A 22,992-nucleotide genomic window follows, 5' to 3' on the forward strand; every position below is an offset into this window, starting at 1 on the left:
ATCACAGATATAAATGCGCAAGAACTGAACAATTGCATTAAAGATTTAAATATGTTCAAAGTGAAGAATGAATTATGACAATCAACGATTCGGCAATTTCAGAACAGGGAATGTGTGAAGAAGAACAGGTCGCGCGGATCGCGTGGTTTTACTACCACGACGGGCTGACCCAGAGCGAGATCAGCGATCGTCTCGGGCTGACTCGCTTGAAAGTGTCGCGATTACTGGAAAAAGGGCATCAGTCCGGCATTATTCGCGTGCAGATTAATTCTCGCTTTGAAGGCTGTCTGGAACATGAAACACAATTACGTCGTCAGTTTTCGCTGCAACATGTCCGGGTGATCCCTGGGCTTGCGGATGCTGATGTCGGCGGGCGACTAGGGATAGGCGCGGCGCATATGTTGATGAGTTTACTTCAACCACAACAGATGCTGGCGATTGGTTTTGGCGAGGCAACCATGAATACGCTGCAACGCTTAAGTGGTTTTATTTCGTCGCAGCAAATTCGCCTGGTCACGCTCTCCGGTGGCGTCGGTTCTTATATGACGGGTATCGGGCAGCTTAATGCGGCGTGCAGTGTGAATATTATTCCGTCTCCGCTGCGGGCATCCTCCGCTGACATTGCCCGTACGCTAAAAAATGAAAATTGCGTCAAAGATGTTCTGTTAGCCGCACAAGCTGCGGATGTGGCGATTGTCGGCATTGGGGCCGTGAGTCAACAAGACGACGCGACGATCATTCGCTCCGGTTATATCAGCCAGGGCGAACAGTTAATGATTGGCCGAAAAGGGGCAGTTGGCGACATTTTAGGCTACTTTTTTGATGCAAAAGGTGACGTTGTCACGGATATTAAAATACATAACGAACTGATTGGCTTACCTTTAAGCGCGCTGAAGACCATTCCCGTCCGTGTTGGTGTGGCAGGGGGAGAAAATAAAGCCGAAGCCATTGCCGCTGCAATGAAAGGCGGCTATATCAACGCACTGGTTACCGATCAGGACACAGCAGCGGCGATTTTACGTAGTTAAATTTGCATGACCTTATTACCGGGAATGATGGAGAACGTATAGAGGAACAGACAGAACGCATAAGCCGAGGATAATCTAATGGCTCGACTCTTTACCCCTTCAGAATCAAAGTACTACCTGATGGCGCTGGATGCAGGCACCGGAAGTATTCGGGCTGTGATATTCGACCTGGAAGGCAATCAAATAGCAGTGGGACAGGCGGAGTGGCGGCATCTGGCAGTACCGGACGTTCCTGGTTCTATGGAATTTGATCTCAACAAAAACTGGCAACTGGCGTGTGAGTGTATGCGCCAGGCGCTGCACAACGCCGGCATAGCCCCGGAGTATATCGCTGCCGTTTCGGCATGTTCGATGCGCGAAGGCATTGTTTTATATAACAATGAAGGAACACCGATCTGGGCCTGCGCCAATGTGGATGCCAGAGCGGCGCGCGAAGTTAGCGAACTTAAAGAACTGCACAACAATACCTTTGAAAACGAAGTTTATCGCGCCACCGGACAAACGCTGGCTTTAAGCGCTATTCCCAGATTACTTTGGCTGGCGCACCATCGTTCTGATATCTACCGACAGGCGTCGACCATCACCATGATCAGCGACTGGCTGGCCTATATGCTCAGCGGCGAACTGGCGGTGGATCCCTCTAACGCTGGCACCACGGGACTTCTTGATCTAACCACCCGTGACTGGAAACCTGCATTGCTGGATATGGCCGGACTGCGGGCCGATATTCTTTCTCCTGTCAAAGAAACCGGCACATTGCTGGGCGTGGTAAGTTCACAAGCGGCGGAACTCTGCGGTCTGAAGGCGGGCACTCCGGTGGTCGTTGGAGGAGGCGACGTGCAACTTGGTTGCCTGGGGTTAGGCGTTGTCCGTCCGGAACAAACCGCTGTTCTTGGCGGTACATTCTGGCAGCAAGTTGTAAACTTAGCCGCGCCGGTGACAGACCCAGAAATGAACGTGCGCGTTAATCCTCATGTTATTCCTGGCATGGTACAAGCTGAATCTATAAGCTTTTTTACCGGACTCACCATGCGCTGGTTCCGCGATGCTTTCTGTGCCGAAGAAAAACTGATTGCTGAACGTTTAGGCATCGACACCTATACGCTGCTTGAAGAGATGGCAAGTCGGGTGCCGCCTGGGTCGTGGGGGGTAATGCCGATATTCTCCGACAGAATGCGCTTTAAAACCTGGTATCACGCTGCGCCTTCCTTTATTAATTTGTCTATTGATCCGGATAAATGTAACAAAGCGACATTGTTCCGTGCGCTGGAAGAAAATGCGGCGATTGTATCAGCGTGTAATTTGCAACAAATCGCTGATTTCTCGAATATTCATCCTTCATCGTTAGTCTTTGCAGGCGGAGGTTCAAAAGGGAAATTATGGAGTCAAATTCTCGCTGATGTCTCGGGATTACCCGTCAATATTCCGGTAGTCAAAGAAGCCACCGCATTAGGATGTGCCATTGCAGCTGGCGTCGGTGCCGGAATTTTTTCATCAATGGCAGAAACCGGAGAACGCCTGGTTCGCTGGGAACGAACGCACTCACCAGACCCGGAAAAGCATGAACTTTATCAGGATTCACGCGATAAGTGGCAGGCAGTTTATCAGGATCAGCTGGGGCTGGTTGATCATGGACTGACGACTTCGTTATGGAAAGCGCCTGGGTTATAGTTTCATTGACAGCCACATCATGATGACCGTGGCTGTTAGTTTTTGAGTATTGGTATTCTCATTTCCCTTCTTTTAGAGCTGGCTTGTTAAATGCCAGCTTGCAAATTCATCGTTCCATCGCCAGTAATATATTCAAGGGGAAATTGCTATTTTTCTTAAAATATTAAGCATAACCATTATTTTATAGCGAATATTCCTAAAGGCATTAATGGATGAAAAAGGGGGTTAATAAACTTCTTTTTTTAGCAATTAGTGCTATTCTTTGTTAAATATGATGATGATAATCTTCTTATTGAAAGAAACAGTTTTCTTATTAAGCAACAATAACTCATGGTTCATTTTTAAATAAAATAAGAACTATGCAATTTTTAATCTATCGATTCGAAAGTATTAGCAAATTAGCCAAATTGACACCTTCCCACCTCCAACCAACACTCAATACAGACCTCTGACAACTTAATAAGTTTCATTTTTAACGTCTGATGACTCATCTCTTTCGTGGCTGTATTGTTTGTATATGGAGCGTTTATATGAATAGAATCTATCGCGTGATATGGAATTGCACCCTACAGGTATTTCAGGCCTGCTCGGAATTAACTCGCAGGGTAGGTAAAACATCAACGGTTAAGTTACGGTACAGGCTCATTAAATATTACGGATAAGGGTTACGTCACGAGTTCAATAGTCGCCATTGTAGGATATCAGGCGAACAGTAATGGTAAGGTTGTCGTTGAAAAGGGTGGCGAGTGGCTAATAAAAAATAATGATTCCTCAATTGAATTTCAAATTGGTAATCAAGGGACGGGCGAAGCAACTATTCGCGATGGGGGGCTAATTACGGCTGAAAATACGATTATCGGTGGCAATCCCACCGGTATCGGAACCCTGAATGTGCAGGATCAAGACTCTGTCATCACGGTACGCAGACTCTATAATGGATATTTCGGTAATGGCACAGTCAATATTTCCAATAATGGACTGATTAATAATAAAGAATATTCATTGGTGGGCGTTCAGGACGGGTCCCACGGTGTCGTCAACGTGACCGATAAAGGGCATTGGAATTTCCTCGGAACGGGCGAAGCTTTCCGCTATATCTATATCGGTGATGCTGGCGACGGTGAACTTAATGTCTCGAGTGAAGGCAAAGTAGATTCGGGAATTATCACTGCGGGGATGAAAGAAACAGGCACAGGCAACATTACTGTTAAGGATAAGAACTCCGTTATCACTAATCTCGGAACTAATCTTGGTTATGACGGCCACGGCGAAATGAATATCAGTAATGAGGGGCTTGTTGTCAGCAACGGAGGAAGCTCACTCGGTTATGGAGAAACCGGCGTCGGGAAGGTTAGCATCACCACGGGGGGGATGTGGGAGGTCAATAAGAATGTCTATACCACTATTGGTGTTGCGGGCGTCGGAAACCTCAATATCAGCGATGGCGGTAAGTTCGTATCGCAAAATATTACTTTTTTGGGCGATAAAGCAAGCGGTATCGGCACACTGAACCTGATGGATGCGACATCATTGTTCGATACTGTAGGTATCAATGTCGGTAATTTTGGTAGCGGCATCGTAAATGTCAGTAATGGTGCCACTCTTAATTCAACGGGCTATGGATTTATCGGAGGAAATGCCTCCGGTAAGGGGATAGTTAATATTTCAACGGATAGTCTCTGGAATTTAAAAACGTCATCTACTAACGCCCAATTGCTACAGGTCGGTGTATTAGGCACGGGTGAACTGAATATTACCACCGGAGGTATAGTTAAAGCGCGTGATACACAAATAGCTCTCAATGACAAAAGTAAGGGCGACGTGCGGGTGGATGGGCAGAACTCTCTTCTTGAAACATTCAATATGAACGTAGGGACGACAGGCACGGGTACGTTAACCCTGACGAATAACGGTACGCTGAATGTCGAAGGTGGAGAAGTTTACTTAGGTGTTTTTGAGCCTGCTGTAGGAACGCTAAACATTGGTGCTGCTCACGGTGAGGCGGCGGCAGATGCCGGGTTTATCACCAATGCGACGAAAGTGGAGTTTGGTCTTGGCGAAGGCGTTTTTGTCTTTAATCATACCAATAACAGTGATGCCGGCTACCAGGTCGATATGCTGATTACGGGTGACGATAAAGACGGAAAAGTGATGCATGATGCAGGCCATACGGTGTTCAATGCAGGGAATACTTATAGCGGTAAAACGTTGGTCAATGGCGGCCTCCTGACCATTGCGTCACATACGGCAGATGGGGTAACAGGCATGGGGTCGAGTGAAGTAACCATTGCAAGCCCCGGTACGCTCGACATTCTCGCATCAACGAACAGTGCAGGAGATTACACGCTGACCAATGCGCTCAAAGGCGATGGCTTGATGCGAGTGCAACTGTCATCCTCCGACAAAATGTTTGGCTTTACCCATGCAGCAGGGACTGAATTCGCCGGTGTTGCCCAACTGAAAGACAGTACCTTCACACTGGAACGCGACAACACCGCTGCGCTTACTCACGCGATGCTGCAGTCTGACAGTGAAAATACCACATCGGTAAAAGTGGGAGAGCAATCCATTGGTGGACTAGCCATGAATGGCGGTACGCTCACTTTCGATACGGATATACCTGCTGCGACGCTTGCGGAGGGATATATCAGCGTCGATACGCTGGTTGTCGGCGCGGGTGACTACACCTGGAAAGGCCGTAACTATCAGGTAAACGGGATGGGCGACGTGCTTATCGACGTGCCTAAACCGTGGAATGATCCCATGGCGAATAACCCTCTGACGACGCTCAATTTGCTGGAACACGATGATAGTCATGTCGGCGTTCAACTGGTGAAGGCGCAAATGGTTATTGGGTCGGGTGGCTCATTAACGTTACGTGATTTACAGGGCGACGAGGTGGAAGCGGACAAAACGTTACGTATTGCACAAAACGGGACAGTGGTCGCCGAGGGTGATTATGGATTCCGCCTCACGACCGCACCTGGTGATGGTTTGTATGTTAACTATGGGCTGAAAGCGCTGAACATCCATGGTGGGCAAAAGCTGACGTTAGCCGAACATGGCGGAGTCTATGGCGCAACGGCCGATATGTCGGCAAAAATCGGTGGTGAAGGGGATCTGGCAATCAATACGGTGCGACAGGTTTCGCTTTCCAACGGTCAGAACGACTATCAGGGGGCAACCTACGTTCAGATGGGGACATTACGTACCGATGCGGATGGCGCGCTGGGCAATACTCGGGAACTGAACATCAGCAACGCGGCCATCGTCGATCTTAATGGATCGGCCCAGACGGTAGAGACATTCACCGGGCTGATGGGTTCGACTGTTTTGTTTAAAGAGGGGTCGCTGACGGTGAATAAAGGTGGGATCAGTCAGGGCGAACTGACAGGTGGCGGAAACCTGAATGTTACAGGGGGAACACTGGCTATCGAGGGGCTTAATGCACGCTACAATGCCTTAACCAGCATTAGCCCAAATGCGGAAGTCAGCCTCGACAATACGCAGGGGTTAGGCAGAGGAAATATTGCTAGTGACGGTCTGTTAACGCTAAAAAACGTGACCGGCGAACTGCGTAATAGCATAAGCGGGAAGGGTATCGTGAGCGCAACCGCCAGGACAGACGTAGAGCTGAATGGCGATAATAGCCGCTTTGTGGGGCAATTCAACATTGATACAGGCAGCGCGCTCAGCGTCAACGAGCAGAAAAACCTGGGTGATGCTTCCGTTATCAATAATGGCCTGCTCACCATCGCCACTGAGCGTAGCTGGGCGATGACGCACAGTATCACCGGTAGCGGCGATGTGACAAAACTGGGGACCGGGATCCTGACTCTTAACAACGATTCCGCGGCGTATCAGGGTACGACGGATATCGTGGGTGGTGAAATTGCTTTCGGTTCCGACTCTGCCATTAATATGGCAAGTCAGCACATTAATATCCATAACAGCGGTGTGATGTCGGGAAATGTCACCACTGCAGGTGATGTGAACGTTATGCCAGGGGGGACACTGCGTGTCGCTAAAACCACTGTCGGCGGTAACCTGGAGAATGGTGGCACGGTTCAAATGAACAGCGAAGGGGGGAAACCGGGGAATGTACTGACCGTTAACGGTAACTATACCGGAAACAATGGCCTGATGACGTTCAACGCGACGCTGGGCGGCGATAATTCGCCCACCGATAAGATGAACGTGAAAGGCGATACCCAAGGGAACACTCGCGTTCGGGTTGATAACATTGGCGGCGTCGGTGCACAAACGGTCAACGGTATTGAACTCATTGAGGTTGGCGGTAATTCTGCAGGTAACTTCGCGCTGACCACCGGAACTGTCGAAGCTGGGGCTTACGTCTACACGCTGGCTAAAGGGAAGGGGAATGACGAGAAAAACTGGTATCTGACCAGTAAATGGGACGGCGTAACGCCAGCGGATACACCCGATCCCATCAATAATCCCCCTGTTGTGGATCCGGAAGGCCCATCAGTTTATCGCCCGGAGGCCGGAAGCTATATCAGCAACATTGCCGCAGCCAACTCGCTGTTTAGCCATCGATTACACGACCGTCTGGGTGAGCCGCAGTATACAGATTCACTGCGAGTTCAGGATTCGGCAACCAATATGTGGATGCGTCATGTCGGAGGGCACGAACGTTTCAGGACCGGTGACGGCCAGCTAAATACTCAGGCTAACCGCTATGTATTGCAGCTAGGAGGCGATTTGGCGCAGTGGAGTAGCAACGCGCAGGATCGCTGGCATCTTGGCGTGATGGCAGGCTACGCCAATCAGCACAGTAATACTCAGAGTAATCGTGTGGGTTATAAATCGGATGGGCGCATCAGCGGTTACAGCGCTGGGATGTACGCGACCTGGTATCAGGACGATGCGAATAAGACCGGCGCTTATGTTGACAGCTGGGCGCTGTATAACTGGTTTGATAACAGCGTCAGTTCCGATAACCGTTCTGCTGACGACTATGATTCTCGCGGTGTGACGGCCTCTGTTGAGGGTGGGTATACCTTTGAAGCGGGAACATTTAGCGGCAGCGAAGGGACGCTGAATACCTGGTACGTCCAGCCACAGGTGCAAATCACCTGGATGGGTGTGAAAGATTCTGACCATATCCGGAAAGACGGAACACGCATTGAAACAGAAGGCGACGGAAACGTGCAAACGCGACTTGGGGTGAAAACCTACCTGAACAGCCATCACCAGCGTGACGATGGTAAAGAGCGTGAGTTCCAGCCTTACATTGAAGCGAACTGGATCAACAATAGCGAAGTCTACGCCGTGAAGATGAATGGTCAAACCGTAAGCCGTGATGGTGCGCGTAATCTCGGTGAAGTACGTACCGGAGTTGAGGCGAAAGTAAATAACAACCTTAGCCTGTGGGGGAATGTCGGTGTGCAACTAGGTGATAAAGGCTATAGCGATACTCAGGGCATGCTGGGTGTGAAATATAGCTGGTAAACCGTATAAGCCGCATGTCGAAGATGCATGCGGCTTAATATTGCCGACTTCAAACGACTTTTAAATCCTCCTTTTTATCCGCGATCGCGGATATCACAGCGTTTATCCCGTAGAGCGGATAAGATGTGTTTCCTGATTGACTTTATCCCCACTAAAGGATAAAACTGATAATATCCCCTTGAGCGGATAAATATGCTGTGGACGTATGACATGATGAGCTTTCAGAAGATCTATAGCCCAACGCAATTAGCGAATGCAATGAAACTGGTTCGTCAGCAAAATGGCTGGACGCAGAGCGAACTGGCGAAAAAAATCGGTATTAAGCAGGCGACAATTTCCAATTTCGAAAACAACCCTGACAATACCACGCTCATGACATTTTTTAAGATTTTACAGTCGCTTGAACTCTCAATGACGCTATGCGACACGAAAAATGCCTCGCCAGAATCAACAGAACAGCAAGATCTGGAGTGGTAATGCCTAAACTTGTCACTTGGATGAACAACCAGCGGGTAGGCGAGTTAACGAAGTTAGCCAATGGCGCGCACACCTTTAAGTATGCACCGGAGTGGTTAGCTAACCGTTATGCCAGACCGTTGTCACTTTCGCTGCCATTGCAGAGGGGGAATATCACCTCTGATGCCGTATTTAACTTCTTCGATAACCTGTTACCCGATAGCCCGATTGTACGTGACCGGATCGTTAAACGTTATCATGCTAAATCCAGACAACCGTTTGATTTATTGTCAGAAATAGGGCGAGATAGCGTTGGTGCCGTAACGTTATTACCCGAAAATGAAACCATAACGCGCCCGATAATGGCATGGGAACAGCTCACTGAAGCCAGGCTTGAAGAAGTATTAACGGCTTATAAAGCAGATATCCCTCTGGGCATGATTAGAGAAGAAAATGACTTTCGCATCTCGGTTGCTGGCGCGCAGGAGAAGACAGCGCTGCTCAGAATAGGCAATGACTGGTGCATTCCGAAAGGAATAACGCCGACGACGCACATCATTAAATTACCGATTGGCGAAATCAGGCAGCCCAATGCGACGCTCGATCTCAGCCAAAGCGTTGATAATGAGTATTACTGTCTGCTGCTGGCGAAAGAACTTGGGTTGAATGTGCCGAACGCAGAAATCATTAAAGCGGGAAATGTGCGCGCGTTAGCGGTCGAACGTTTTGACAGGCGTTGGAATGCTGAGCGAACGGTTTTACTTCGCTTGCCACAGGAGGATATGTGTCAGACATTTGGTTTACCTTCATCGGTGAAATATGAATCAGATGGAGGCCCAGGCATCGCGCGGATCATGGCTTTTTTGATGGGGTCCAGCGAGGCGCTTCGCGATCGCTATGATTTTATGAAGTTTCAGGTGTTCCAGTGGTTGATTGGCGCAACGGATGGCCATGCAAAAAACTTCTCCGTATTTATTCAGGCTGGCGGCAGTTATCGACTCACGCCATTTTACGACATCATTTCAGCATTTCCGGTATTGGGTGGCGCAGGAATACACATCAGCGATCTCAAACTGGCAATGGGGCTTAACGCATCCAAAGGCAAAAAAACGGCAATCGATAAAATTTATCCGCGACATTTTCTGGCGACAGCAAAGGTGCTGAAATTTCCGGAAGTGCAGATGCATGAAATCCTGAGTGACTTTGCCAGAATGATTCCGGCAGCACTGGATAACGTGAAGACTTCATTACCGACAGATTTTCCGGAGAACGTGGTGACGGCAGTTGAAACCAATGTGTTGAGGTTGCATGGACGGTTAAGCCGAGAATACGGTAGTAAGTGAGATATGGGGTTTGGTCGTTGTTAATGAGCACGACAATCATGACCGCCAACGACTGGATTCTTCCTTGGTTTATGTTGGTGCGCATAATGTATATTATGTTAAATATGATGGGTTTGTTCTTAAGTTCATGTGTTCCGCTCTTTCAGTAGCTTAACTGATGAATCAGTCAGCAGCTCTTGCCGTGCAAGCTACGCGGCGGTTCGTACCAGATTGGCCACCTCCATCTCCTGGTTCGCTTTCCCCTCCCCCCGGTAAACCTCACCCAACGTTAATTAATGATGTCAGTATGTGGGCGCTATCCTTGTATGTAAAATCCACTGACGATTACGCCCATCTGTGAAAAAAACTCACAATGCCATTCGATGCATCTCCATACTGAACGAGGCGTTATCGTCTTTATCGCCCCGTAGTGGATATCAGAAAATCAATCAGGGCCTTCACTCTTTTCGTTTTACCCGCGTTTTTGGGGTAATAGAGATACACTGGCGGGTAGGTTTTCCAGTAGCTCTCCATCACCGGAATAAAGCGCTCCCTGTCCGGCTGTAACTGCCAGACAGGCTCAAACAAGCGCCCAATTCCCAGCCCGTTACGGATCCCGTCTGCCATAACGTCAATATCGTTGCTGATTAACTGCCCCGGCATCTCAACGGTCAACTGCTCACCGCGATCGTTCAGGAGCAGCGGAAGGATGCGGTTGTTGGTGATAAAACGGTAACCAATCAGCTGGTGATGACAGAGATCTGCCGGCACTTCAGGCGTTCCATGTCGGGAGAGATACGCTGAGGATGCATATAATCCTTCACGAAACGGTTTCATTAACGGTCGGGCCACCACCCCTCCCTCAAGAATATCGCCAAAACGGATCCCCAGATCAAAACGCTCTTTGATTATATTCACGGTACCGTCGTAGACCGAAATTTCTAACTGTATACCCGGATATTGCTGACAGAATTCTGCCATCGCAGGCTTAAGAATTAACAGGTAGGCAAAACGCGAGAGCGTAATTCGCACCATCCCAGAGGGCTCCTGATGCTGGTCGCGAATGCTTTCAAGTGAGTTTTCCAGCGACTCCACCGCCGCAGCGGTCTGTTCCAGCAATAATTGACCGGTTTCCGTCAGCTCTATACGGCGGGTCGTACGCACAAAAAGCGGATGGCCGATATACTCTTCCAGCAGCTTTAGTGCATTGCTGACGGAGGGAGGCGTAATTTCCAGTTTCCTTGCGGCTGCCGAAATATTGCCCTCCCGCGCAATGCTCTGGAAGATGCGAATCTGGTTATAAAGAGCGTTATTCATAATGTTTTCCTAAAGCAATTCTCGCCTGATTATTAAGTACAGTCTAAAAATGCTTAAGTCAATGACCCTCTAATCTTCCTGAAATACGCCTCTTATACTTTAGTCTCTTTCTACTACGACCTGAGTTCAGGAGACTATGATGCGAATTTTATGTCTGGATATCCCTGCCCCTGGAGCATCGCTGGAGAAATATGCTCCGCACCTCAACGCTGAAGCGCTGCACGCCTGGGGATTGTATAAATCAGGCTTCATCCGCGACATCTACTTCCGTCAGGACAGACCTGGCGTCGCTATTTTTCTTGAATGTGACTCTGTCGATGAAGCGATGAACGTTATGGCCGAATTCCCGTTGGCAAAAGCAGGCTTACTAAGCTTCGAGTGTATACCGCTTGGCTCCTTTATTAACTGGGAAAATCTCTTCGCCGATGAATTTAAAAATAAAGAGTGAGGACCGATATGAAACCTGCATATAAACCAGTGCTATGTGTCGTTTCCAGCCATCCGATTAAAGGCGCATCCGGTGTACCAACCGGTTTTTTCCTGGCCGAGCTGACTCATCCGCTGAAAGTACTGGAAGATGCCGGAATAAAAACAACAATAGCCAGTATTCGCGGGGGGCAGCCACCGGTGGATGGATTTGACCTCAGCGACCCTGTTAACGCCTGGTACTGGAACGAAACCGATTTTCAGCAGCGCCTGGCAACAACCTGCGTTATCCGAGCTGAAAGGTGCCGATTACAGCGCAGTTTTCTTTGCAGGTGGTCATGGGACCATGTGGGATTTCCGTGATAATCAGGATGCCCAGCGTATTATCCGCGAAGTGTATGAAAGTGATGGGATTGTCTCAGCCGTCTGCCACGGGCCTGCGGCATTGGTTGACGCAAAACTCAGTAGCGGCGAATACCTGATAAAAGGGAAAAATGTGGCGGCCTTTACCAACAAGGAAGAGGAAGAAGTTCACACAACAGATGTGGTTCCCTTCCTGCTTGAAACCGCACTTCGCGAGCATGGTGCGCTTTATCATGAAGCTCCAAACTGGTCTGAAAACGTGGTTACCGACGATCGCCTTATCACGGGGCAGAATCCCGCTTCAGCACATGGGGTTGGTGTGGCGCTGTTAAATGCACTCCGCCGGACAGCTTAATTAATTCATCGTTACTCACCTTACTTGGCCGGTTTAAGTCAGCCACGATCCGGCCTTTTTTCAGGAGCTGAATATGAAAACACTACCTCCAGTCGCACTAGGTACATGGTCCTGGGGCACAGGCTTTGCCGGCGGCGACACCGTCTTTGGTAATCATCTTTCTGATACTCAGATGGCAGAAGTGTTCACTGCGGCCATGAGTAAGGGCCTCAATCTCTGGGATACCGCAGCAGTATATGGTATGGGGAGTTCCGAGACTGCGCTGGGAGCATTAGTCCGTCAGTTTCCCCGCGAGAACATAATTTTATCCACCAAATTCACGCCGCAGATTGCGGACAAGCAGTCTGCGCAGCCTGTCAGCGATATGCTTGAGGCCAGCCTTGGGCGCCTGGGCGTGGACGCGATTGATATCTACTGGATCCATAATCCCCTCGACGTCGAAAAATGGACGCCAGGACTGATCCCACTTTTACAAAGCGGTAAGGTAAAACGCGTAGGTGTTTCCAACCACAATCTGGCACAAATCAGACGCGCCAATGAAATCCTTAACGCTTCCGGTTATTCCCTCAGTGCAGTACAAAATCACTACAGCCTGCTCTATCGCGCTTCTGAAGAGGCCGGGATCCTTGATTATTGCCGACAAAATAACATCACGTTCTTTGCTTACATGGTCCTGGAGCAAGGCGCGCTCAGTGGTCGTTATGATTCAAATCATCCCATGCCTGCCGGGAGTGGCCGGGCCGAAAGTTATAACGCCGTACTGCCGCAGATAGAAAGACTAACCGCCGCCATGAAAAAAATGGGAGCCGAAAGGAATGCCAGCGTGGCACAGATAGCCATCGCATGGGCTATTGTGAAAGGTACCCTTCCCCTCGTTGGTGCGACTAAAGTCCATCACGTTCTGGACGCCGCCTGCGCTTCAGACATCCAGTTGCGCGATGAGGAAATCATCCTGCTGGAACAACTCGCCGCAGAGACCAGAGTGGATACACGAGGTGCCTGGGAAAAACCGATGGTGTAAAGCCCGTCCGGAACAGACTGTCATGAATGACACACACGAACGGGCTGTTCCGGGTGATTCTAATCTGTATCACTTTTACTGCTTTGTATGAATGGTGAGAATATGAAAATCATTTGCCTCGAAGAAAATTATCTCGACAGCGAGTTAGGGCGAGCGTGTATGCCTGTTGCGCTTGAGCAGGCACCTTTCCTTGGCGACTGGGGGAAAACCGTCGCTGATGGTCATAATCCTGACCGACTCCCTGCTTTCCCGCTTTAATAAACTGAATGTGCCACTCTATCTTCATCCCGGGTTACCGCTTAAAAGCGTACAGCAGGCCTACTTCACGGGCTTCAGCGCAGAGGTCAACGCCAGGCTTTCTATGTTTGCCTGGGGCTGGCATCACGAAGCGGGGATCCATTTGTTGCGGCTGATGTTATCGGGTGCATTTGATAAATATCCCCACTTGCAGGTAATCAGTGGCCACTGGGGGGAGATGTTACCCTTCTGGCTCCAGCGTCTTGATGACAGCCTACCACTGGCTGCAACGGGTCTGTCACGCACGCTAACGAGAACCTTCCAGGAACACGTTTACGTTACCCCGTCAGGTATGCTGACACTGCCGCACTTCAAGTTTATCTACGAGTTAATGGGGGCAGAAAGGATCCTGTTCTCCGTCGATTATCCCTATCAGACCCTGGACGGTGTAAAAACCTTTATAGACAGTCTGCCCGTCAACAAGGCTGAAAAAGAGGCCATCGCATTTCGCAATGCAGAACGTTTACTGTGCATCACGGCGTAGTTCACGGGGTCGTGATGACCGGTACAATGAGAACAGTTGACCATTATTAGTTTTTGTCTAAAAGTGAATAAGTCTTTACTGCTCTAAAAAAAATAATGGTGTCACTCTATACTGGGTTAAACATTCACCAAATATAATTAACTCATTGAAATGAAAAATATCCTTATTGTTTCAGGCCATCCTGAGCTTACCCATTCCGTCGCCAATGCCACGATCCTTGATGAAGTGGCGACCGCCCTTCCCGATGCTGAAATTCGTCGTCTGGACTGGCTCTATCCGGACGGCAAATTCAATATCGCTGCGGAGCAGGAAAGCCTGCTCAGGGCCGATGTGATTGTCTGGCAGTTTCCTTTTTCCTGGTATGGGCTGCCCGGGTTAATGAAACAATGGCTGGACGAGGTCTTTGTCCACGGCTTCGCGCATGGCTCAACGGCGAAACTGGGCGGTAAAAAGCTGATCCTCTCCTTTACAACGGGAGCGCCAGAGGAGCTCTATACCGTCGACAGTTTCTTTGGCCATACCATTGAAGAGTATCTTATTCCGTTCGAAACCACGGCAAGGCTGTGCAATCTTGAGCTGCTGGCGCCGGTTTATACCTGCGGTATCAGCTATGCCGATCGGGATGCCGACAAACTCGCGCAGCAAAAAACGCTTGCCTGGGAACACGCTTCAAGGCTTGTCGATCTGCTCAATTCCGTCGTGAATAATCCAGAGGGAGAATAACAATGCAGTATACCCGGCTCGGTAAAAGTGACTTACTTGTTTCCCGCATCTGCATGGGATGCATGGGGTTTGGCGATCCGTCGACGGGTCAGCATAGCTGGACGCTGGACGAAACAGCAAGCCGCGACATCATTCGCTATGGCCTTGAAAAGGGCATCAACTTTTACGATACCGCTATAGCCTACCAGAATGGCTCCAGTGAGCGATACGTTGGCCGGGCATTACGGGAGATGGCGAAACGCGATGATATCGTCCTGGCCACCAAGTTTCTGCTGCGAACCCCCGCACAAATTGCCGGAGGGATCAGCGGAAAAGAGGCAATCGCTCAATCCCTTGACCAGAGCCTGAAGAATCTGGGGATGGACTATATCGACCTCTACATCTACCACATCTGGGATTACAACACGCCCATTATCGACGTGCTTGAAGCGTTACATACCGCTGTTACTGCTGGCAAAGTACGAGCTGTTGGTATTTCAAACTGCTATGCCTGGCAGCTGGCGAAGGCGAACGCCCTTGCTGAACGCGAAGGGCTGACGCCCTTTGTTTCCGTACAGAGCCACTACAATCTAATTATGCGCGAAGATGAACGGGAGCTCTTCGGCCTGTGCACTGAGGATAATATCGCAATGACCCCCTATAGCGCGCTGGCCAGCGGCCGCCTCTCTCGTAAAGAAGGCTATACACGGCGAGCCACAGAGGATGACTATGCGCGTGGAAAATATGACAGCACGGCTGAACAGGATCGCAGCATTATTGAGCGTGTAGCCGAACTGGCCGAACGTCATCTGGTGTCAATGACGGAAATATCTCTCGCTTGGCTGCTGACAAAAGTCACATCACCTGTCGTAGGGGCTACAAAAAAAGCTCATGTCGATGGCGCGGTAAACGCAGTAAATCTTCAACTAAGTCCGGAGGAAATTCAGTTTCTGGAAGAAACCTACCAGCCGCATGTTCTGACGGGGATCATGGCGCAAAATACTCCGCAAACGAAAGATGTTAAGCAGGTCTGGATGCGATAGCCCTTATTCACTTTTCCTCCTCTCGTCTTTGAGAGCGCCAGTAGCGGTCGGTTACGTTCTTACCAGCACCAGTTGATCGAACGTCTTAAACAGTAATGTCAGTAAAAAGATCATCGTGAAAAAGACTTTTATGCTTTTAATTTGCATGCTAATAAGCAGCCCTGTCTTTGCAACAAAACCGGACGCGCCGAATAAGCCGGAGATGAATATCTTCGAGCTCGGCATCAGACCCGATCGGGACAACGACTTTGCAGACGTGGCCAGACAGACGATTTCCGCTTCGGTTGATCATGAAGCAGGTACACTGGCGATGTATGCCCTGCAACGCAGCGACAATTCAGGTCAGGCATTCATGTTCGAACTCTATGAAAATGAGCGTGCTTATCGCAAACATCTCAATGCCGCCCCATACAAAGCATTCGCTGCTCGTGCACCTGACATTATTGACAGGAAGAAGAAAATTACCCTGGAGCCACAGTTTCTGGGCGACAAACACATCATACCGAATGAACGAACTATCAATAATCTGGTGATCGTCGAAGTAAAGCCTGAATTTCAGAGCGAATTTAGAAACATCGTCCTTCCTGAAATGGTCGAGTCGCTCAAAGTAGAGAAAGGCGTGTTAGCCATGTATGCCGGTACAGATTCAGAGACTCCAAAACGCTGGTATTTCTATGAGATTTACGCCAGTGAGGAGGATTATCAACTGCACCGACAAACGCTGCACTTCCTGGATTACCTCAGGCAAACGGCGCATATGAGCGCCAGGAAGGACGCAATCCCGGTAAAACCGGTATTTCTTCGTAACAAAGGCGGAATCAAACAGGAGCCGCAACGTTGACCAGTAAGGATTAACATGAAAAGCGTACTTGCAGCAGCGGCTATGTCGCTTGTTATTTCTGATTTTGCCAATGCTGAGGAAACAAGAGGTAAAGCTATGATGAAAATAGAACCGTCAGCGATTTCGGAAGCTGATATTCGTTCCGTCTCACCGGCTCTCGCGCGCTTTGGTCGCGAAGCTATTACTGAAGATCTGTGGACACGCGACGCCCTCTCACCGAGGGATCGTAGTGTGGTGACCGTCGCCATGCTGATTGCCCGCAACCAGCCTGCCGAGCTTAAGCACTATATTGACGTCGCTCTCGATAGCGGCGTGACGCCAGCGGAATTATCAGAAATCATTACCCATCTGGCGTTCTACTCAGGTTGGCCAAATGCAATGTCAGCCGTCAGCGTGACCAAAGCAGTATTTGAAACTCGTGGCGTCACGCCAGATGCGCTTCCTGACGCTTCTCCGGACCTGCTTCCTCTCAATCAGGAAGCAGAAAAGCAGCGTTCAGAGACAGTGGAAAAAAATGTTGGCCGAATATCTCCAGGCTTGGTTAAATTTACTGCTGACCCACTGTTCCTGGATCTCTGGCAAAGACCCGCGCTAACCCCCCGTGATAGAAGCCTAATTACGGTCAGCGCGTTAATCGCATCTGGACAGAGCGCGCAGATTGGCTATCACCTTAACAGAGCGATGGATAATGGACTTTCTGTTGAGGAAGCTGGTGAGATCGTTACCCAGGCCGCCTTCTATGCTGGCTGGCCAAACGCATTTACCGCTGCTCCGGTTGTGGGAGAGGTGCTAAACAATCGATCATCGAGTAAAAGGTAACATTACTGAACACTAAAACCTGACGCACATCACAAAATTAGAACGATCAGTTCATGAACCAACAGACGTGACATCGAGTGATTTATGGACAGCGTTTAACACAGTTATGAACCAAAACTGAGTTCATAACTGTGAGTTTGAATCGCCATTTGATTAATATCCATTTAAAACAGTTTGTTATGCTGTTTCTGGTGCTGAAGTCAATTATGTATATCCCTCAAACCCAGAATAGTTAAATGGAATTTGAGTGATGCGAAGCGATTTTCCAGTCGTCGTTATTACTTCAGGGTTCCAGAACATAAAGCCTCTCCTCTTTCATGATTGGCCTGTGCATACCGGATATAGGCTGGCAGGTTTGCCGTTTGCCGCATCTTCCCTGCGTTGAAGAGTCAGGCTGGCAAACCGCGTGCAAATGAACACCCCCACTTTCCATCAACACTTCAGACAGCTTGCGGGAATGAGTCCACTCCGGTATCAGAAATGGCTACGCCTCAATGAAGCCAGGCGACTGATGCTGAATGAACATTACGATGTCACCACTGCAGCCTATGCTGTCGGTTACGAAAGCTTATCCCATTTCAGTCGGGAATATTCGCGGATGTTTGGAGAGTCACCTAAGAGAGATATTACCGGGTTAAGAAAGTCTGTCGGTCAGCTTTAATAAACCCTGCACTTATCTGTTTAGAGCAATTCCGTGTTAGTTACACCAGGCAAACATTAACCATAGCTAATGTTTTATAGCCATATAAACCATTGGCCGTTCTTGACCTTTCCTGACACTTCCCTTGTTCGCAATAATATTCTGTTTAGTCGCTGTTTATAAATAACATGCATAATGAAATCGTAATGTTATTTAGCGACATAAAATGTCTTTGCAAATACTCTCTACAACAAGTGCTGCAATAAACTTGTTGTGATTAGGTGTCCTTGTAATTTAAAGATATTATCGTTCTTCGTGAAATGTAATAACCCTGGAAACTATATTCTCAGGGCAATATCCCATCAAGAATGATTCTTGTTTTATAAGCAATAACAGAATGACTTAATTGTTAACTTTCTTTATTCAGCTACTTAAATATAAATTTTGGAGAATTATGAAACTCAAACATGTCGGTATGATTGTCGTTTCTGTGTTGGCGATGTCGTCTGCTGCGGTAAGCGCAGCCGAGAGTGATGAATCAGTAACGACCACTGTTAATGGCGGTGTTATTCATTTTAAAGGTGAAGTGGTAAATGCCGCTTGTGCGATTGATTCAGAATCAATGAACCAAACGGTTGAGCTGGGTCAGGTCCGTTCTTCTCGTCTGGCTAAAGCGGGTGACCTCAGCTCCGCCGTTGGCTTCAATATCAAGCTGAATGATTGTGATACCAATGTTTCCAGTAATGCAGCTGTTGCATTCCTGGGTACTACTGTCACCAGTAATGACGATACGTTAGCGCTGCAGAGTTCAGCGGCAGGCTCTGCCCAAAATGTCGGTATTCAAATTTTGGACCGTACGGGTGAGGTATTAATACTTGATGGTGCCACTTTTAGTGCTAAAACTGACTTGATTGATGGCACGAATATATTGCCGTTCCAGGCTCGATATATTGCTCTCGGGCAGTCAGTAGCTGGTACTGCAAACGCTGATGCGACCTTCAAAGTTCAATATCTATAATTCAATCTTAAGGTGGCTATACGTCATCTGAAATTGAAACAGGGTGTGTGTGGCATGGCTACGCACACCCGAGCAATTCACCAATGTTCATCTCATTATTAATGAGGAATAGTTTGTGTTTTGGAGCGGTATGAAAAAATCACATAATATCTAAACGATCAATAAACAACAGTAGTTAAACTTACTGTTATTTAAAATATTTACTTTGTCGCAAGGTTTTCCTATTAAAAGAGAACCAACATTTACCGATTGTCTGATGTAACGGTTTCCCCGCTTATCCTCTTAACACATGGAGAATGCATCAGATGCAAACTGCGCGTACCCCCTACTCTATTTCCTTTATGGCGACAGTGTTACTTTTATTGCTCTTTGCTTGCCATAGCACCGTTGCCAACGCAGCTGTCGCACTGGGTGCGACGCGGGTAATTTATCCGGCAAACCAGAAACAGGTTTTATTGCCTGTCACGAATAATGATCCTGCCAGTGTCTATCTCATTCAGTCATGGATAGAAAATGCAGGTGACCAAAAAGACACCCAGTTTGTCATTACCCCACCGCTTTTTTCCATGCAAGGTAAAAAAGAGAATACGCTGCGGATAATCAACGCCACTAATCATCAGTTACCAGGCGACCGTGAAAGCCTGTTCTGGGTTAATGTTAAAGCTATTCCTGCTATGGAAAAAGATCAGAAGAATGAGAATACATTACAGCTGGCAATTATTAGCCGCATAAAAATGTTTTATCGCCCCACGAACCTGGCAATGGCACCTGAAGAAGCGCCTGCAATGCTTCGGTTTCGTCGCAGCGGCAGCAAACTCACTCTTATTAATCCAACGCCCTACTTCATTACCGTAACAAATATGAAAGCAGGAAATAGCAATCTCCCAAACACCATGGTGCCGCCAAAAGGTGAAGTATCGGTGGATATCCCGCATGCTGCAGCCGGGGATATCAGTTTTCAGACGATCAATGATTACGGTGCATTAACTCCGCGTATTAAGGCAACCATGCAGTAAGCCAGTGACCTAATTAATAATAAACTCAATCGGAATTAATAATGACAGCCTTTCGTGCCGCATTTAAGGCATATCGTATGCATCAGGTGTTACTACTGCCTCGCTTTGCACGGCTTACCATTGCCCTTGGCTTAGCAACTGCGGTATTTCCCGTTGACGCAGAGTATTATTTTAATCCACGGTTTTTAAGCAATGATCTTGCTGAATCTGTCGATTTATCCGCCTTTACTAAGGGACGCGAGGCACCACCTGGTACATATCGGGTCGACATTTATTTGAACGACGAATTTATTACTAGTCGGGATATTACTTTTATTGCAGATGATAATAACGCAGATCTCATCCCATGCCTGAGTACAGATCTTCTAGTCAGTCTTGGCATAAAAAAATCACCGTTATTAGACAATAAAGAACATTCGGCAGAAAAACATGTGCCGGACAACAGCGCATGCACACCACTTCAGGATCGTTTGGCCGACGCATCAACTGAGTTTGATGTTGGTCAGCAACATCTGTCACTCTCCGTTCCGCAAATTTATGTTGGCAGAATGGCTCGCGGCTATGTTTCTCCTGATCTGTGGGAAGAAGGAATAAATGCTGGGCTTCTAAACTATAGTTTTAATGGTAATTCTATTAATAATCGTAGTAACCATAATGCAGGAAAATCCAACTATGCATATTTGAATTTACAGAGTGGCATCAACATTGGTAGTTGGCGACTGCGCGATAACTCAACGTGGAGTTATAACAGTGGGAGTAGCAATTCATCTGACAGCAATAAATGGCAGCATATCAATACGTCGGCTGAACGTGACATTATTCCCTTACGCTCACGCTTAACGGTAGGTGATAGTTATACCGATGGCGATATTTTTGATAGTGTGAACTTTCGTGGCCTCAAAATAAATTCAACAGAAGCGATGTTGCCCGATAGCCAACATGGTTTCGCTCCGGTGATTCATGGTATTGCCCGCGGCACCGCACAAGTGAGTGTAAAACAGAATGGATACGATGTTTATCAGACTACTGTCCCACCCGGCCCTTTTACTATTAATGATATCAACTCTGCGGCCAATGGTGGTGATCTGCAAGTAACCATAAAAGAGGCAGACGGCAGTATTCAGACATTATATGTTCCTTATTCGTCTGTTCCTGTTCTCCAACGTGCTGGATATACGCGTTATGCGCTTGCCATGGGGGAATATCGTAGTGGAAATAACCTGCAAAGCTCCCCCAAGTTCATACAAGGTAGCTTGATGCATGGGCTGGAAGGAAACTGGACACCTTATGGCGGAATGCAAATTGCAGAAGATTATCAGGCCTTCAACCTTGGTATTGGTAAAGATTTAGGACTTTTTGGTGCCTTTTCTTTCGATATTACGCAGGCCAATACGACACTTGCAGATGACACCCGTCACAGCGGACAATCGGTTAAATCCGTCTACAGCAAATCCTTCTACCAGACGGGAACCAATATCCAGGTCGCAGGATATCGCTATTCTACGCAAGGTTTTTATAACTTATCCGACAGTGCCTACAGTCGAATGAGTGGTTACACCGTCAAGCCTCCTACCGGAGACAGCAACGAGCAGACACAATTTATTGATTATTTTAATCTGTTCTACAGTAAGCGTGGTCAGGAACAAATAAGCATCTCTCAGCAGCTTGGAAATTACGGTACGACATTTTTCAGTGCCAGTCGCCAAAGTTACTGGAACACGTCACGCAGCGACCAGCAAATATCATTTGGATTAAATGTGCCGTTTGGTGATATTACGACTTCGCTGAATTACAGCTATTCCAATAATATATGGCAAAACGATCGGGATCATTTACTTGCTTTTACGCTTAATGTTCCCTTCAGTCATTGGATGCGTACAGACAGTCAGTCGGCATTTCGTAATTCAAACGCCAGTTACAGTATGTCAAACGATTTGAAAGGCGGCATGACCAATTTATCGGGGGTTTATGGCACTCTGCTGCCGGATAATAACCTGAATTATAGCGTTCAGGTCGGTAACACCCACGGAGGTAATACATCGTCTGGCACCAGTGGTTACAGTTCTCTTAATTATCGTGGAGCTTACGGTAATACTAATGTCGGTTACAGTCGGAGTGGGGACAGCAGCCAGATTTATTACGGAATGAGTGGTGGCATTATTGCTCATGCTGATGGCATCACCTTTGGACAGCCGCTGGGCGACACAATGGTTCTGGTTAAGGCTCCTGGCGCTGATAATGTCAAAATAGAGAACCAGACCGGAATTCATACCGACTGGCGTGGCTATGCCATATTACCATTTGCGACAGAATATAGAGAAAATCGTGTCGCTCTTAACGCGAATTCCCTTGCAGATAATGTTGAACTGGATGAAACCGTGGTCACTGTCATCCCAACTCACGGTGCTATTGCCAGAGCAACATTTAATGCACAAATCGGCGGGAAAGTATTAATGACGTTGAAGTACGGTAATAAGAGCGTTCCATTCGGTGCAATTGTCACACATGGAGAGAATAAAAATGGCAGCATTGTCGCGGAAAACGGTCAGGTTTATCTGACTGGACTTCCACAGTCAGGGAAATTACAGGTTTCATGGGGCAAAGATAAAAACTCAAACTGTATTGTCGAGTACAAGCTTCCTGAAGTTTCTCCTGGTACCTTACTGAACCAGCAGACAGCAATCTGTCGCTAAGGAACAAT

General features: G+C 48.0%; 17 protein-coding genes and 3 pseudogenes. 19 read left to right on the forward strand and 1 reads right to left on the reverse strand.

Annotated features, from left to right (window positions below; translation table 11 throughout):
- The first annotated feature begins 74 nt into the window (after positions 1-74).
- From lsrR to hipA, 6 genes and pseudogenes are all read left to right on the forward strand, one after another.
- Positions 75-1,028 (forward strand): transcriptional regulator LsrR, encoded by a 954-nt coding sequence (gene lsrR / locus ACJHX3_RS18040; protein ID WP_094308077.1) that lies wholly within the window; start codon positions 75-77, stop codon positions 1,026-1,028.
- Between the two features lie 78 nt (positions 1,029-1,106).
- Positions 1,107-2,699: an autoinducer-2 kinase gene (gene lsrK, locus ACJHX3_RS18045; RefSeq protein ID WP_094308078.1), complete on the forward strand. Its 1,593-nt coding sequence runs from the start codon at positions 1,107-1,109 to the stop codon at positions 2,697-2,699.
- A 530-nt stretch (positions 2,700-3,229) separates the two neighbouring features.
- The gene (locus tag ACJHX3_RS18050; RefSeq protein WP_375542044.1) at positions 3,230-3,361 is read left to right on the forward strand and encodes an ESPR-type extended signal peptide-containing protein; all 132 of its coding nucleotides are present in this window, start codon (positions 3,230-3,232) and stop codon (positions 3,359-3,361) included.
- A pseudogene (locus ACJHX3_RS18055) lies at positions 3,327-8,171 on the forward strand (ECSE_1600 family autotransporter); the annotation flags it as partial. The gene ACJHX3_RS18050 and the pseudogene ACJHX3_RS18055, both read left to right, overlap by 35 nt.
- 210 nt (positions 8,172-8,381) lie before the next feature.
- Positions 8,382-8,648 (forward strand): type II toxin-antitoxin system antitoxin HipB, encoded by a 267-nt coding sequence (hipB, locus tag ACJHX3_RS18060; protein ID WP_001366357.1) that lies wholly within the window; start codon positions 8,382-8,384, stop codon positions 8,646-8,648.
- Entirely contained in the window at positions 8,648-9,970 is a 1,323-nt protein-coding gene (hipA, locus tag ACJHX3_RS18065) for a type II toxin-antitoxin system serine/threonine protein kinase toxin HipA (RefSeq protein ID WP_001125419.1), read from the forward strand. Before hipB ends, hipA begins: the two co-directional genes overlap by 1 nt.
- Positions 9,971-10,366: 396 nt before the next feature.
- Here the strand turns inward: hipA and ACJHX3_RS18070 are convergent, their stop codons facing one another.
- Positions 10,367-11,266 carry a LysR family transcriptional regulator gene (locus ACJHX3_RS18070; protein WP_001057776.1) on the reverse strand — a complete coding sequence of 300 codons (900 nt, stop codon included), beginning with the start codon at positions 11,264-11,266 and terminating at the stop codon, positions 10,367-10,369.
- Between the two features lie 139 nt (positions 11,267-11,405).
- On the opposite strand from ACJHX3_RS18070, the gene ACJHX3_RS18075 reads away from it, so the two are divergent.
- The 13 genes and pseudogenes from ACJHX3_RS18075 (at position 11,406) to ACJHX3_RS18135 (ending at position 22,984) form a co-directional block, all read left to right on the forward strand.
- Positions 11,406-11,714: a hypothetical protein gene (locus tag ACJHX3_RS18075; RefSeq protein ID WP_001221046.1), complete on the forward strand. Its 309-nt coding sequence runs from the start codon at positions 11,406-11,408 to the stop codon at positions 11,712-11,714.
- Between the two features lie 8 nt (positions 11,715-11,722).
- Positions 11,723-12,410 (forward strand): annotated as a pseudogene (locus ACJHX3_RS18080) (type 1 glutamine amidotransferase domain-containing protein).
- 73 nt (positions 12,411-12,483) lie between these two features.
- Positions 12,484-13,431, forward strand: a complete 948-nt coding sequence (locus ACJHX3_RS18085) for an aldo/keto reductase (protein WP_094308168.1) — start codon at positions 12,484-12,486, stop codon at positions 13,429-13,431.
- A 102-nt stretch (positions 13,432-13,533) separates the two neighbouring features.
- On the forward strand, positions 13,534-13,689 hold the full coding sequence (locus tag ACJHX3_RS18090; protein WP_001322415.1) for a hypothetical protein: 156 nt from the start codon (positions 13,534-13,536) through the stop codon (positions 13,687-13,689).
- On the forward strand, positions 13,649-14,212 hold the full coding sequence (locus ACJHX3_RS18095; RefSeq protein WP_077688251.1) for an amidohydrolase family protein: 564 nt from the start codon (positions 13,649-13,651) through the stop codon (positions 14,210-14,212). The genes ACJHX3_RS18090 and ACJHX3_RS18095 overlap by 41 nt, the downstream gene beginning before the upstream one ends.
- A 150-nt stretch (positions 14,213-14,362) precedes the next feature.
- Entirely contained in the window at positions 14,363-14,935 is a 573-nt protein-coding gene (locus ACJHX3_RS18100; RefSeq protein WP_024044636.1) for an NAD(P)H-dependent oxidoreductase, read from the forward strand.
- A gap of 2 nt (positions 14,936-14,937) precedes the next feature.
- Positions 14,938-15,957 carry an aldo/keto reductase gene (locus ACJHX3_RS18105; protein WP_094321759.1) on the forward strand — a complete coding sequence of 340 codons (1,020 nt, stop codon included), beginning with the start codon at positions 14,938-14,940 and terminating at the stop codon, positions 15,955-15,957.
- A gap of 145 nt (positions 15,958-16,102) precedes the next feature.
- Positions 16,103-16,798: a putative quinol monooxygenase gene (locus ACJHX3_RS18110; RefSeq protein WP_000909116.1), complete on the forward strand. Its 696-nt coding sequence runs from the start codon at positions 16,103-16,105 to the stop codon at positions 16,796-16,798.
- A 15-nt stretch (positions 16,799-16,813) separates the two neighbouring features.
- A complete protein-coding gene (locus ACJHX3_RS18115) occupies positions 16,814-17,617 on the forward strand; it encodes a carboxymuconolactone decarboxylase family protein (RefSeq protein ID WP_024044637.1) in 804 nt (267 codons plus the stop codon).
- A 394-nt stretch (positions 17,618-18,011) separates the two neighbouring features.
- Positions 18,012-18,278, forward strand: a pseudogene (locus tag ACJHX3_RS18120) (helix-turn-helix domain-containing protein); the annotation flags it as partial.
- A 433-nt stretch (positions 18,279-18,711) separates the two neighbouring features.
- Positions 18,712-19,275, forward strand: coding sequence for a type 1 fimbrial major subunit FimA (gene fimA / locus ACJHX3_RS18125; RefSeq protein WP_094321758.1), 564 nt, complete (start codon positions 18,712-18,714; stop codon positions 19,273-19,275).
- A gap of 305 nt (positions 19,276-19,580) precedes the next feature.
- The gene (locus tag ACJHX3_RS18130) at positions 19,581-20,291 is read left to right on the forward strand and encodes a fimbria/pilus periplasmic chaperone (protein ID WP_024044638.1); all 711 of its coding nucleotides are present in this window, start codon (positions 19,581-19,583) and stop codon (positions 20,289-20,291) included.
- Positions 20,292-20,332: 41 nt separating this feature from the next.
- Positions 20,333-22,984, forward strand: a complete 2,652-nt coding sequence (locus tag ACJHX3_RS18135) for a fimbria/pilus outer membrane usher protein (RefSeq protein ID WP_094308169.1) — start codon at positions 20,333-20,335, stop codon at positions 22,982-22,984.
- Positions 22,985-22,992 lie beyond the last annotated feature (8 nt).

Origin of the sequence: Escherichia sp. WS1265 (genome assembly GCF_046487585.1) — a bacterium.
Taxonomy (GTDB): domain Bacteria; phylum Pseudomonadota; class Gammaproteobacteria; order Enterobacterales; family Enterobacteriaceae; genus Escherichia; species Escherichia coli.